The sequence below is a fragment of the Chitinophagaceae bacterium genome (genome assembly GCA_016699815.1).
GTDB lineage: Bacteria > Bacteroidota > Bacteroidia > Chitinophagales > Chitinophagaceae > Ferruginibacter.
In genome coordinates this window covers 886,614-900,218 of record CP065012.1, presented here as the reverse complement: position 1 = coordinate 900,218, position 13,605 = coordinate 886,614, and the positions used below count along the sequence as shown (strand labels likewise).

Here is a 13,605-nt window from a genome sequence, read left to right as displayed (position 1 = left end):
AAGTTGCGAAGAAAAAGATAGCATATTAAGTAGTATTTTTTGACAACAAAAGAAAAATATTTTTCAAATTCTTAAGCTATAACGCATAGTTCACAATTCATAACTCTAAACTATATTAAATGCCACGTAAAATTAAATCAGGTCTTATTCAGCTTTCGTTACCTAAAACAGAAGGGGAAGGAAGTATTGAAGAAATAAAAGATGCCATGATGCAAAAGCATATTCCTTACATTGAAGAAGCCGGCAAAAAAGGGGTGCAAATCCTTTGCTTCCAGGAAATTTTTAATACACCCTATTTCTGCCCCGGGCAGGATAAAGCTTGGTACGAAAGTGCAGAAACTGTTCCCGGCCCTACAATTGAACGGATGCAGGAGTATGCCAAAAAGTACAGTATGGTAATTGTAGTGCCGGTGTATGAAAAAGAACAGGCCGGTGTTTTATACAATACGGCAGCCGTAATAGATGCCGATGGAAAGTATTTGGGCAAGTATAGAAAAAATCATATACCACATACCTCTGGCTTTTGGGAAAAATTTTTCTTTAAACCCGGCAACCTTGGTTACCCGGTTTTTGAAACTCGTTATGCAAAAGTGGGTGTGTATATATGTTACGACCGCCATTTTCCCGATGGTGCGAGGATACTCGGATTAAACGGAGCAGAAATTGTGTACAATCCCTCGGCAACCGTAGCCGGACTTTCTCAATATTTATGGAAGCTGGAACAGCCTGCACATGCGGCCGCCAATGGATATTTTATGGGCTGTATCAACCGGGTAGGCCAGGAAAAACCCTGGAACCTCGGCAAGTTTTATGGCAGTAGTTATTTTGTAGATCCACGTGGGCAAATTTTTGCACAGGCCAGCGAAGACAATGATGAACTGCTCATTGCCGATTTTGATTTGGATATGATTGAAGAAGTAAGGTCAACCTGGCAATTTTTTAGAGATAGGAGGCCGGAAACTTACGGGAGGTTAACCGAACTGTAGGGTATTTTAATTTTTGGATTATAAATTTTAAATGAGTATTCATTGAAATCATAATTCAAAATTCAAAATTTAAAATTCAAAATAATGATTCAAAACAATAGGCTTACTAAAGAGGAATATACAAAAAATTTCAGCGATGTGCATCCACCATTTGAAACGTTGAATGCAGCATTGGTTGAGGCCAATCGTTGCCTTTTTTGCTACGATGCACCTTGTACAAAAAGTTGCCCTACAAGTATAGATGTTCCCAAGTTTATAAAACAAATTACTACCGGTAATATTAAAGGCTCTGCACATACTATTCTAAGCAGCAATATTGTGGGCGCAGGTTGCAGCAGGGTTTGCCCGGTAGAAAAACTTTGCGAAGGTGCCTGCGTATTTAACCTTATGGAAGAAAAGCCTATTCCCATTGCCAGGCTGCAACGGTTTTCTACAGATGCAGCTATAAAAAATCAATGGCAATTATTTGAAAGAAAAAAACCAACGGGTAAAAAAGTAGCCATTGTTGGCGCTGGACCGGCGGGCCTTAGTTGTGCCCACAATCTCAGTTGCCAGGGTGTTGATGTAACCATATTTGAGAAAGAACAAAAAGGCGGCGGGTTAATGACCTATGGCATAGCAGCATATAAAGTATCGCCACAGTTTTGTGACGATGAAGTAAACTTTATTACTGCTATTGGCGGTATTACAATAAAATATAAAAAAGAATTAGGAAAAGATTTCACACTTGAAGAACTTCAAAAAAATTACGATGCCGTTTACCTGGCCATCGGCGTAGGTTTGGCCCGCCAACTTAATATTCCCGGAGAAAATGCACAAGGGGTTGAAGACGCAATAAGTTTTATTTATACTTTAAGAAATAACGGCTTTTCATCGGTTGCAGTAGGTAATAATGTTGCTGTAATTGGATTGGGGATGACAGCAATTGATGCTGCCACCCAGGCAAAACGACTCGGCGCCCAAAAAGTAACCATCATTTACCGGCGTACCGAAAATGAAAAACCCTGCACTCAGGTAGAATTAGATTTGGCTTTATTAGATGGCTGTGAAATTATATGGCTGGCAGCGCCAAAAGAAGTATTAACGGAAGCTGGAAAAGTAAAGGCGCTTGTATGCAGTAAAATGCAATTGGGTGAGCCTGATACAAGCGGCAGACGTTCGCCAATTGAAACGGGTGAAACTTTTACCCTGCAAGCAGATATGATAATTAAAGCAGCAGGGCAAATGCCTTTTGAAAATTTGATAAGTCAATACAATATTTCCAATGCAAAAGGTAAAATAAAGATTGATGAAAATAGTTCAACAAGCATTAAAGGAGTATTTGCCGGTGGCGATGCCGTAAATGGTGGTAAAGAAGTAGTAGATGCAGTGCAGGCCGGAAAAGATGGAGCAAAAGCAATTTTGCATTATATTTTTCACGCAAAGGCGTAAAGCTAAATAGCCGCTATAAATGCCAACTGAAACCGAAATATCAAAACTAGTTGTTGATCTATACTTTAAATTACATACACAATACGGGTTAAGTTTATTTAAATCAGTTTACGAAGAAATATTTTGGTATAAATAGTAAAAAAATGGGACACAATTTTTACGAAAGCAACCATTATCATTAGTTCACAAAGGAATAAAAATGGATGCTGGCTTTAGGGTAGATTTTTTAATTGATACCAAAGCAATAATAGAATTAAAATCAATGAAAGTTTTGGCTTCAGTTTATTTTAAGCAAGTTCAAACATATTTTAAAGTAACGGGCTTTAAGCTTAGATTATTAATCAATTTTAATGTAAGTCTTATTAAAGATAGTATTCATCGAAATGTAAATAAACTATAAAACCTTTGCATCTTCGCTCCTTTGCGGCTTTGCTTAAAAAAAAAAATTATGGCAGACATCAGTTCAAACTTCTTAGGCATTAAATCTCCCAATCCATTTTGGCTGGCCAGCGCTCCGCCTACAGATAAAAAGTATAATGTGCTCCGGGCTTTTGAAGCCGGCTGGGGTGGTGTGGTATGGAAAACCCTGGGTTCGCAGGTAAAAAATGTATCCAGCCGTTACTCGGCTGTAGATTACAACGGCACAAGAATGATGGGCTTGAATAATATTGAACTAATTAGTGACAGACCTTTGGAAATTAACTTAAAAGAAATAAAAGAATGTATTAAATTATTTCCTGACAGGGCAATGGTTGTTTCTTTAATGGCCGATAATAACCGAAATGCCTGGCATGAACTTATTAAAAAAGTAGAAGATACAGGCGCTCATGGTTTTGAACTCAACTTTGGCTGCCCTCATGGAATGACAGAAAGAGGTATGGGAGCTGCCGTGGGCCAGGATCCTGAAATTGCTTGCATGGTTGTGGAATGGGTAATGGAAAAAGCAACTATTCCCGTTATCACAAAACTCACACCCAATGTTCACTCGGTAGTGCCTACCGGCCGCTCTGTTGTAAAGGCCGGCTCAAATGGCTTATCGTTAATAAATACCATTCAATCTGTTACCGGTGTTGACCTGGATAGTTTTGTTCCCAATCCTTATGTTGGCGGCAAATCTGTTTTTGGCGGTTATTGCGGTCCGGCCGTAAAACCTATTGCTTTAAAAATGCTCACCACAATTGCACAGGATGACCTCACATCAAAAGTGCCAATAAGCGGCATTGGAGGTGTAAGTACATGGAAAGATGCAGTAGAATTTATGCTGCTTGGTGCAAGTAATGTACAGGTTTGTACCGCAGCTATGCATCATGGTTTTCGCATTGTGGAAGATATGGCAGAAGGCTTAAATAATTGGATGAATGAAAAGGGTTTTAAAAAACTAACTGACTTTATTGGAAAATCTGTTCCCACTGTTACGCATTGGGAAGACTTAGATATTAACTACCATCATGTTGCCCAAATTAACCAGGAAAAATGTATCCATTGCGGGCTTTGTTATATCGCCTGTGAAGATACCTCTCATCAATCCATTAACCTGGAAAAAGGAATGCCTTACAATACCTATACAATAAAGGAAGAAGAATGCGTAGGTTGCAACCTTTGTCAATTGGTGTGCCCGGTAGATAACTGCATAACTATGGAAGAACGCCGTGTTGCCCCTGAATATATTAACTGGGTTGAATGGCAAAAACGGGGCCTTCCACTAAATAACCATTGAGATTTTTTTAAGGGTATATTTGTACAAAATCATCGCCTTGAAAAATTTGCTTTTTGTTTTCCTCGTTGTGTTGTTTTCATGCAGCATTAAAAAGTACGATAATCCGCATATTATAATTTATACCGACTATGGAAAAATTGAAGCAGAGCTTTATCCTAAGCAAGCGCCTAAAACCGTAGCTGCATTTCTTTCATATATAGATAGAGGGCTTTATAATAACGGCAGCTTTTACCGTGTTATGAAAGATGAAACCCTTAGTGAAGAATATAATTCCGGCTTTATACAAGGAGGAATCATAAAAACCAATCCCGGATTGCAACAAACGATTCCCGGCATAGAAATGGAATCCCCAAAAACAACAAGCCTTTCCAATACAAGCGGCGCTTTATCTTTTGCCCGGGTTAACAACGGCAGGGCCACATCTGAATTTTTTATTTGCATTGGCGATCAAAAACAGTTGGATGGGAACGAGCCTTCGCCCAATAACGATGGGCAAGGATATGCTGTATTTGGTAAAGTGGTTAAAGGCATGAAAACCGTAATAAAAATTCAAAGTATTAAAAGCACGGGAGATGCTCTTGCTTTCCCGGCTGTAATTCAAAATATTAAAAAGCTTTAGTAGATTTTTTCATGAATAAAATTTTCAGTTTAAAACTTACGGCTTTAAAACCGGAACTTGTATTTTGGGTTGTAGCCTTGTTTTTGCTGTTTATTATACAGCCCGGTAATAACGGGCATAGCCTGTGTTTGTTAAAGTTCCTGAATTATTCTTATTGCCCGGGTTGTGGTATTGGCAGCGCTATACATTATGCATTGTTTCTGGATTTTTCAACATCATGGCAAAATCATTATTTTGGCATTCCGGCATTATGCATAATTTTACACCGTATTTATTCACTTTTAAGAAATAAGCCATGAACAACAATCAACTTTTCCTGAGCCAAATACCCTCTTTGGATGCACAGGAATTAAATTATCTTTTGGCATTTACCAAAGACCTGCCACAGGATAAGCTCCAAACCTTTATAGCCATTTATAACAGCCGAAGAAAAAAACCCGATATTATCTTAATTACCTGTTTACTGGGTTTTGTTGGTTTTGCAGGGGTACACCGTTTTTTAATGAATCAATGGGGAATGGGGATACTCTATTTTTTAACAGGCGGATTGTGCCTCATTGGTACTATTGTGGATATTATCAATCATAAGCAATTGGCGTTTGACAATAACCAATCAGCAGCTGTAGAAACAATGACCATGGTTGGCGGGGTATAGTAAAAAAGCCATTAAGTATACAGTAAATAAATTTTTGCAATAATGTAACCAGTCTTTAGCGAAACCTTAACACCATAAACCTCATTTTCGTCCGACATTTGTGTTGCAAGTTAAAATGAAGAATTTCTCATAAGCAGTTAGTTTTGGTAAACGAGGCTCCTATTCTTAGGAGCCTTTCCATTTAATACACTATTAAATATGGAACAAACCGTTTACAAACTGGTCTTTATCAAATACCAATAAATCTTCTGCTTTTTCCCCCACACCAATAAATTTTACCGGTATTTTAAATTGATTGGCAATAGCTAATACTACACCGCCTTTTGCTGTGCCATCCAATTTTGTAATGGTAAGGGCAGTTACCTCTGTTGCAGCAGTAAAATGCTTTGCCTGTTCCAATGCATTTTGCCCGGTACTGCCATCCAATACCAGCATTACTTCATGTGGCGCCTCGGGTATTACTTTTTGTATTACTTTTTTAATTTTTGCAAGCTCATCCATTAAATGGGCTTTGTTATGGAGCCTTCCCGCAGTGTCAATAAGCACCACATCTACATTTTTGGCCAGTCCGCTTTTTACGGTATCAAATGCAACAGATGCCGGATCGCTACCCATTTCTTTTTTTACAATGGGTACCTTGGTACGCTCACTCCAAATGGTGAGTTGATCTACCGCTGCAGCTCTAAAAGTATCGGCTGCACCCAATAATACCGATTTGCCTGCTAAGCTAAAATTATGCGCCAACTTACCAATAGTAGTAGTTTTGCCCACACCATTAACGCCAACAACTAAAATGATATGTGGTTTATGGCCTTGGGGTAATGCATAATTATTGTAGCTGCTGTCTTCCGGCGCAGCCACCAATATTTTCTTAATTTCATCTTTAAGAATCGCATTAAGTTCTGCCGTATTGAGGTATTTGTCTTTTGCAACACGGGCTTCCAGGGCATCAATAATTTTTACGGTGGTATCAACTCCAATATCTGCCGTAACCAGGGCATCTTCTACCCGGTCCAGTACTTCTTCATCAACCGTGCTTTTTCCGGCAATAGCTCGGGAGATTTTTCCTAAAAAACCTTCCCGTGTTTTTTGCAGGCCATGGTCCACTGTTTCCTGCTGTTGCTTTTTCCCAAATATTTTATCAAAAAAACCCATATTATTTGTTGGTTTAAGAAATGAGCTAATGGCTTAAAATAAAGAAAGCCTCCGGAAATCAATCAGGAAGCTTTTATGAAAAAGTTTGGGCATAATTATTTAGCCAAAAATTCTTTGATTTTGTCCTTATGAACAATGGATTCTTTAAACGTGTAAGCGCCAGTTTTTGGGCTACGAACCGTTTTAATTACTTTGCTCCAGTTTTTTGCTTCTGCGGCGGCTTTCTGGTCTTTGGTTTTTATCGCCGTTTTTGCTGCTTTTGCCATAACAATATATTTAACCCGAAATTATATCGGAAGGTGAATTTATTTAATTTCTTTGTGAACGGTTGTTTTTTTCAAAATGGGATTGAATTTTTTCAATTCCAAACGGTCGGGTGTATTTTTTTTGTTCTTTGTAGTAATATAACGACTAGTTCCGGGCTTACCGCTGGTTTTATGCTCGGTGCACTCTAATATTACCTGAACCCTGTTACCTTTCTTTGCCATTGCAATATTTTATTAGTTGTAAATAATTAAATTTTTTCGCCTGCTGCACGCATTTCTTTTACTACGGTATATAAACCGTTTTTATTAATGGTACGTATCGCTTCAGCCGATACTTTTAGCGTTACCCATTTATCTTCTTCTGCAAGAAAATAACGCTTAGTTTGCAGGTTGGGTAAAAACCTGCGTTTTGTTTTAATATTCGAATGTGATACCTTATTTCCTGTAACCGGCTTCTTACCGGTTACTTGACATACTCTAGCCATTTCCTAAAATTTTGGACGGCAAAGGTAGGTAAAATTGACTAAATACAGAGATAGAAATTTCGATATTTTTAATATTTTTATAGAAATAGCTTTATTTAATAGTAAAAGCACAAAAAATTAAAATATGAACCATTTCATGAATGCCAAACATAAGGAAAATATGCAATTTAGCGCTCTTATTGACGGGCATGATCTAAATATGGACACCAGTACGGCTGACGGCGGCAATAATAGCGCCGCAAGCCCTAAAAAGCTGATGCTGGCTGCGCTTACGGGCTGTACCGGTGTAGATATTGTAAGTATATTAAATAAAATGAAAGTACCTTTTTCTGACTTGTCTATAGAGGCAGATGCCGAACTTACCGGAGAGTATACCAAAGTTTATTCAAAGGTTACTGTTATATATAACATTAAAATTTCCCCGGAAAACCGCCCTAAAATGCAAAAAGCCGTCAATTTATCTGCTGAAAAATATTGCGGAGTTATGGATATGTTCCGGTCTTTTGCCCAAATCAAAACCGTAATTAATTACCGGTAAACTAGTCTATTACAGCTTAAGAATAATTAAATAATAATAAAATTAAACAAACGTTTAATTAATTTAAACAAATGTTTAATTTTGTCCCATGAATACTCGGGTAAAATCTTTAGCAAAACCGGAGTTGATTTTAGCAAAAGCAGAAAAATTAATTGCCCTTAAAGGGTTTACGGCAACATCAATAAGGGAAATAGCCAAAGAAGCAGGCGTTAATATTGCCATGATATCGTATTATTTCGGCTCTAAAGAAAAACTCCTCGAAAATTTGCTCCAAACAAGAATGGAGGAAAAACAAGAATACGTAAAGCAAATTATTAGCGACCCTAAAATTAACGAATGGCAAAAATTTGAAAAAATTATTGACGGCTATGTTGAGAATGTGAAAAATAACCAGGACTTTTTTCACATCATGGTTTCTCTGCAGCTAACTACCAAAAATAAGCGTATCCTTTCTTTTATCCGCAATTTCAGGTTTGTTTATTTAAATCTTTTTGAATCTTTAATTGTTGCAGGCAACCGTAATAAAATTTTTACCAAACATCCAGATGTAGTTATGCTGCAGGCTACTCTTACGGGAACTATTTTTTTTGCATTGAAAAGTAAAGCCCTGTATAAACTTTACAAAAAAAACTACCAGCCCGAGCAGGAATATGATGAAGTATATTTTAGCGATATAAAAAAAAATTTAAAATCTATAATGAAAGCCCTGGTAGGTTATGAAGCTCAATAAATTTATTACCCTGTTTATTTTACTGCTCATGGCATTTGCACAATTGCCTGCCCAGTACGTAAAGAAAATTACCCTGGAAGAAGCAATACAAATGGGCCTGCAACACAGTAGGTATTTACAAATTGATAAGGCAAAAGTTGAAGAAGCCAATGCAGAGTTATTAGCTGCAAAAAATAAAAGCCTCCCTGATTTTAAGTTCAATACTAGTTATATGCGACTTACCAATGCCCAAATTGACATGAAAAGTAAACCAGGTAATGGTGGGAGCAGCAATAACGAACAGGGGCCCTCTGTAAACCAGGCAATGTTGGGTATGGCAAACTTTTCTTTACCAATTTATGCAGGCAAAAGAATAAAATACGGCATTGCTTCTGCTAAGCTACTTGTACAAGTGGCCAAACTTACTGCAGAAAGCGATCAAAATAAAATTGCTTACAACATTGCCAATGCCTTTACTAATTTATTTAAAACCGCAAAAACTATTGATGTTTTAACAGAAAACCTTGCTGCATCGCAGCAAAGAGATAAGATGTTTCTGCGGCTGGAAGAAAACGGAATTATGGCCAAAAACGACCGGCTTAAAGCCCAACTACAAACTGCCAATATTGAATTGCAATTATTGGATGCCAATAATAATTACGCCACCGCAATGCTTTCTATGAATTTATTGCTGGGCTTGCCCAGCCTAACTACAGTGCAACCCGATTCTTCATTTATCCATTTAGACCTGCAGAATATGCCTTTTTCTAATTTTGAAGCTGCAGCTATTTCAAACCGGAAAGACCTGCAATCCTTAAAGCTGCAACAAAAAGCTGCAGCGTATGCTACCCGGTCCGCAAAAGCAGAAAACATACCGGTGCTGGCGCTTAACGGTGGATATGTTGCGGCAAATGTGCCACATTTTATTTCGGTTTATAATGCGGTAAACCTGGGTATTGGTATTCAATATAACCTGGCAAACCTCTGGAAAAAAAATGCCGGGCTTCTTCAAGCCTGTGCAAAAGAAAAACAACTCAATGCAGTTAATGATGAATTGAATGACAATATTAAATTAACGCTGCACAAAAATTACCAGGATGCAATGTATGCGGCCAAAAAAACGCTGGTATATCAAAGGGCGTTGGAACAAAGCACAGAAAACTTACGCATTACAAAAAACAAATACAACAATAGCCTGGCAACAATTACCGATTTGCTGGAAGCAGATGCTGCATTGCTTGCAGCAAAAATCAATATTATAAATTCCCGGGCAGATGCTTCCCTGGCCTATTATAAATTGCTGGAATCAGCAGGTTTATTGCCGCTTAAAAAACTAAATAACTAATAAAATATTTTAGAAAAGTTTATAATGGAAAATAATACAACTGAAAATAATAAAGATGTAAAGGCAAGTATCCTGAAGAAAAAAAGGAGCCCGGTTTTTGCAATTATTTTGGGCATATTACTAGTAGCCGGAATTTATTTTGGGTACAACCGATGGCAGTATAGCCGCATGTATGAAGCAACAGATGATGCACAGGTAGCTTCAAATTTAAGCCCTTTAATATCAAAAATATCCGGGTATATCAAAGAAGTAAAAGTAAAAGACAACCAGTTTGTGCATAAAGGCGATACTTTAATTATTTTAGATAACCGGGACCAGCTGATGCATTTAAAACAAGCGCTTGCCGCTTTGCAAACGGCCAAAAGCAATGTATCTTCTGCTGTAGCCGGAACAAATGTATCTGTACAAAATGTATCAACTTCAAAGGCCGCAGTTGCCACCATTGCAGCACAAATTGAAGTAGCTAAAATAAACTCATGGCGCACAGGTGAAGATTTAAAACGGTATGAAAACCTCGTTAAAGACCATTCAATTACCCAACAACAATATGAGCAGGTGCTGGCTGCAAAACAATCTGCCGATAAGCAATTGCAGGTGTTGGTACAGCAGCAAAAGCAGGCAATGCAACAAACCGGAGCCGTAGCCTCACAGTCGGTTGTAACATCGCAAAATATTGGCATCGCCAATGCTGTTGTTCAGCAGCGGGAGGCAGATGTGAACAATGCACAACTCAATTTATCTTATACTATAATTATTGCGCAGGTGAGCGGCTATGTTTCAAAAGTGCCGGTTCAGCCAGGCCAGTATATACAGGCAGGCGCACAACTTTTTAGTATTGTATTGGATAACAGTAAATGGGTAATAGCCAATTTTAAAGAAACCCAGGTGGAGAGAATGACCGAAGGACAAAAAGTAAAAATTGAAATAGATGCATTTCCAAAACATAGGTTTGAAGGCGTTATTAGTTCTTTTTCACCGGCTACAGGCGCAACTTTTGCCTTGCTTCCGCCAGATAATGCAAGTGGCAACTTTGTAAAAGTTGTTCAAAGGCTGCCTGTAAAAATTGATTTTTCCAATTTATCAGACAGCCTCATTAGTAAAGTGCGTACCGGCATGAATGTAAAAGTGGAAGTAAGTTTAAACTAAAAAAATGCAGGAAGATTCGCTGGTTGAATATGGCGCAAGACGAACAGTAATTACCCTTACGGCAATTTTATGTGCTTTACTGGAAATTGTAGATACCACAATTGTAAATGTGGCGCTTAATGATATGAGGGGCAATCTTGGGGCAACACTTTCTGAAGTGGGCTGGGTAATTACGGCTTATGCAATAGGTAATGTAATTATTGTGCCCATGACGAGTTGGCTTTCGCAACAATTTGGCCGTAGAAATTATTTTGCAGCATCCATAATTATTTTTACCATTTTTTCATTCTTATGCGGTAATTCCACCAGCATTTGGGAACTGGTTACATTCCGTTTTTTACAGGGCATTGGCGGAGGTGCACTTTTAGTAACCTCACAAACAATTATTACCGAGAGTTACCCTGTTGAAAAAAGGGCAATGGCCCAGGCTATATATGGCCTTGGCGTAATTATAGGCCCCACGCTTGGCCCGCCACTTGGTGGTTTTATTGTAGATAATTACAACTGGCCCAATATTTTTTTTATTAATATCCCCATTGGTATTGCAGCAACATTGCTTACGCTGCAATTTGTGAAAAGCCCAAAGTACAGCGAAAAAAAATCAATTAAACAGGTAGATTGGATGGGAATTTTTTTGTTGAGTATTACCGTAGGTTCGCTGCAATATATTTTAGAAAAAGGGCACGAAGACGATTGGTTCGAAAGCAGCCTGATTCTTTTGTTAACGGTTACTTCCATTTTTGGTTTGTTCTTTTTTATATGGCGCCAATTCACTTATAAATATCCTATTGTAGAACTGAGGGTTTTAAAAAACGGCAATTTGCGCATTGGTACTTTTATGTCTTTTATCCTGGGATTTGGTTTATATGGTTCTACTTTTATTATTCCTTTATATACGCAAAGTATTTTGGGGTGGACCGCCATGCAATCCGGCATGCTGATGATACCGGCAGCGCTTACTACTGCTTTTATGATGCCGATAATAGGTAAACTTTTGAGCAAGGGCGTTAAACACCAGTTGTTAGTTGCCATTGGTTTGTTTATATTTTTTATTTATAGTTTTTGGGGTTATAAAATCCTTACTCCACAAACCAGCGCCGATAATTTCTTTTGGATGCTTATAGCAAGGGGCGCAGGGCTAGGGTTGCTGTTTATACCCATCACTACACTGGCCTTAAGTACTTTAAAAGGCCAGCAAATTGGCCAGGGCGCAGCATTTACAGGAATGATGCGGCAGTTGGGCGGATCTTTTGGCGTAGCCTGTATCACTACATTTATTGCCAACAGGAGCATGATGTACCGGGGTGATATGGTTTCTATGTTGAATGTAAATGATGCCGCTGTGCAACAAAGAATTGACCTGTTGAAAAATAATTTTTTGAGTAAAGGCTTTTCTACAGATGCGGCACAGCAATCTGCCTACAAAGTGTTGGATGGCATGGTAACGAAGCAATCGGCAATACTGGCATATATGGATGTATTTTTATACCTCGGCTTTGCCTTCCTGGTTTGTATCCCTTTTATTTTACTCGTTCGCCAAAAAAAAGATAAGCAGCAAATGAAGGGCTTGAGCGAAGCCTTGCATTGACGGGCATTTACAAAGCGGAGAGTTTTTTTCTTTCTTTAAGGATTAAAAAGCTGTGCAAAACAATAGATAAAATAATTAACGATAAGCCAATGTAAAATTGAGAATGAAAAAGTTTATTTTCATTAAAAAATATAAAAGCCATCAGTAAACCATATACCGGTTCTAAGTTATAAGTGAGGTTTACGGTAAATGCTGAAATTTTTTTTAGCGCTAGCAATTGCAAATGAAACATTACCACGGTACACAATATGCTCAATATGAGCAACCATAGAAAATCTGTTTTTGTTGGGATATAATAGCCGGGTTTGGTTACAGATACATATAAGGGCATTATCATACTCAGCACAATTATACCCCCAATAAATTCATAAAGGGTGAGTATCCTGGGTGCAAATTGTTTTAAGAGTTCTTTGTTGAAAATTGGAAACAGTGCGCTGCCCACAGCCGCCACAATTCCATATATGATGCCTGTTTTAAACGCCGGGTAAAAATCAAAAATAATGTAGATGCCGGCAATAACCAGCAAGCCCAAAAATACTTCGGTATAATTTATTTTTTTTCGCAGTATTAAAGGTTCAAGTAATGCCGTAAAAAAACCAGTTGCCGAAAAGCATACTAATGCAACGGAAACATTTGCATATTTTATGCTGCCGTAAAAGGCTACCCAATGAAAAACTACCACCGCACCTACGCCAGCAATTTTAAAAAAATCTTTAACGGAAATTTTTACGGGCTCTTTTTTATGCCACATCCAAAGCGCTAAAACCGAAAGGGCAATTAAAAGCCGCCACCAAACCAGTAAGCTTTCATTGAGCATTATCAGTTTACCTAAAATAGCCGTAAACCCCGCCAGTAACACGGCTATGTGTAATTGTAAAAATACTTTTTTCATATAAAGAATTATCAAAGATAAAGGAGTCATTCATTCGCAAAAATTCAAAAAATTCATAAATAATGTAATCAAA

16 protein-coding genes and 1 pseudogene are annotated in these 13,605 nt (G+C 38.0%); 12 read left to right on the top strand and 5 right to left on the bottom strand.

The window, feature by feature from the left end; genetic code table 11:
- Positions 1-119 precede the first annotated feature (119 nt).
- From IPO46_03970 to IPO46_03940, 7 genes and pseudogenes are all read left to right on the top strand, one after another.
- Entirely contained in the window at positions 120-986 is an 867-nt protein-coding gene (locus IPO46_03970) for an acyltransferase (protein QQS63756.1), read from the top strand.
- A gap of 81 nt (positions 987-1,067) precedes the next feature.
- A complete protein-coding gene (locus IPO46_03965; GenBank protein ID QQS64315.1) occupies positions 1,068-2,417 on the top strand; it encodes an NAD(P)-dependent oxidoreductase in 1,350 nt (449 codons plus the stop codon).
- Positions 2,418-2,436: 19 nt separating this feature from the next.
- A pseudogene (locus IPO46_03960) lies at positions 2,437-2,817 on the top strand (GxxExxY protein).
- A gap of 48 nt (positions 2,818-2,865) precedes the next feature.
- Positions 2,866-4,134, top strand: coding sequence for an NAD-dependent dihydropyrimidine dehydrogenase subunit PreA (gene preA, locus IPO46_03955; protein ID QQS63755.1), 1,269 nt, complete (start codon positions 2,866-2,868; stop codon positions 4,132-4,134).
- 37 nt (positions 4,135-4,171) lie between these two features.
- Positions 4,172-4,753 carry a peptidylprolyl isomerase gene (locus tag IPO46_03950; protein ID QQS63754.1) on the top strand — a complete coding sequence of 194 codons (582 nt, stop codon included), beginning with the start codon at positions 4,172-4,174 and terminating at the stop codon, positions 4,751-4,753.
- Between the two features lie 11 nt (positions 4,754-4,764).
- Positions 4,765-5,052, top strand: a complete 288-nt coding sequence (locus tag IPO46_03945; GenBank protein ID QQS63753.1) for a DUF2752 domain-containing protein — start codon at positions 4,765-4,767, stop codon at positions 5,050-5,052.
- Complete coding sequence (locus IPO46_03940; GenBank protein QQS63752.1) at positions 5,049-5,408, top strand: TM2 domain-containing protein; 360 nt, start codon at positions 5,049-5,051, stop codon at positions 5,406-5,408. Before IPO46_03945 ends, IPO46_03940 begins: the two co-directional genes overlap by 4 nt.
- A gap of 192 nt (positions 5,409-5,600) precedes the next feature.
- Here the strand turns inward: IPO46_03940 and ftsY are convergent, their stop codons facing one another.
- From ftsY to rpmB, 4 genes are all read right to left on the bottom strand, one after another.
- Positions 5,601-6,563, bottom strand: coding sequence for a signal recognition particle-docking protein FtsY (ftsY, locus tag IPO46_03935; GenBank protein ID QQS63751.1), 963 nt, complete (start codon positions 6,561-6,563; stop codon positions 5,601-5,603).
- 95 nt (positions 6,564-6,658) lie between these two features.
- Positions 6,659-6,829: a DUF4295 family protein gene (locus IPO46_03930; GenBank protein ID QQS63750.1), complete on the bottom strand. Its 171-nt coding sequence runs from the start codon at positions 6,827-6,829 to the stop codon at positions 6,659-6,661.
- 39 nt (positions 6,830-6,868) lie between these two features.
- On the bottom strand, positions 6,869-7,051 hold the full coding sequence (gene rpmG / locus IPO46_03925; GenBank protein QQS63749.1) for a 50S ribosomal protein L33: 183 nt from the start codon (positions 7,049-7,051) through the stop codon (positions 6,869-6,871).
- Positions 7,052-7,077: 26 nt separating this feature from the next.
- A complete protein-coding gene (gene rpmB, locus IPO46_03920) occupies positions 7,078-7,314 on the bottom strand; it encodes a 50S ribosomal protein L28 (protein QQS63748.1) in 237 nt (78 codons plus the stop codon).
- Positions 7,315-7,438: 124 nt separating this feature from the next.
- On the opposite strand from rpmB, the gene IPO46_03915 reads away from it, so the two are divergent.
- The 5 genes from IPO46_03915 to IPO46_03895 all read left to right on the top strand — a co-directional run bounded on the left by IPO46_03915 (position 7,439) and on the right by IPO46_03895 (position 12,640).
- Positions 7,439-7,852: an OsmC family protein gene (locus tag IPO46_03915; protein ID QQS63747.1), complete on the top strand. Its 414-nt coding sequence runs from the start codon at positions 7,439-7,441 to the stop codon at positions 7,850-7,852.
- Between the two features lie 88 nt (positions 7,853-7,940).
- Complete coding sequence (locus tag IPO46_03910) at positions 7,941-8,582, top strand: TetR/AcrR family transcriptional regulator (GenBank protein QQS63746.1); 642 nt, start codon at positions 7,941-7,943, stop codon at positions 8,580-8,582.
- Positions 8,569-9,906 carry a TolC family protein gene (locus IPO46_03905; protein QQS63745.1) on the top strand — a complete coding sequence of 446 codons (1,338 nt, stop codon included), beginning with the start codon at positions 8,569-8,571 and terminating at the stop codon, positions 9,904-9,906. Before IPO46_03910 ends, IPO46_03905 begins: the two co-directional genes overlap by 14 nt.
- Before the next feature lie 24 nt (positions 9,907-9,930).
- On the top strand, positions 9,931-11,052 hold the full coding sequence (locus tag IPO46_03900) for an HlyD family secretion protein (protein QQS63744.1): 1,122 nt from the start codon (positions 9,931-9,933) through the stop codon (positions 11,050-11,052).
- 4 nt (positions 11,053-11,056) lie between these two features.
- Positions 11,057-12,640 (top strand): DHA2 family efflux MFS transporter permease subunit, encoded by a 1,584-nt coding sequence (locus IPO46_03895; protein ID QQS63743.1) that lies wholly within the window; start codon positions 11,057-11,059, stop codon positions 12,638-12,640.
- A 7-nt stretch (positions 12,641-12,647) separates the two neighbouring features.
- Here the strand turns inward: IPO46_03895 and IPO46_03890 are convergent, their stop codons facing one another.
- Positions 12,648-13,532, bottom strand: coding sequence for a DMT family transporter (locus IPO46_03890; protein ID QQS63742.1), 885 nt, complete (start codon positions 13,530-13,532; stop codon positions 12,648-12,650).
- Between the last annotated feature and the right edge of the window lie 73 nt (positions 13,533-13,605).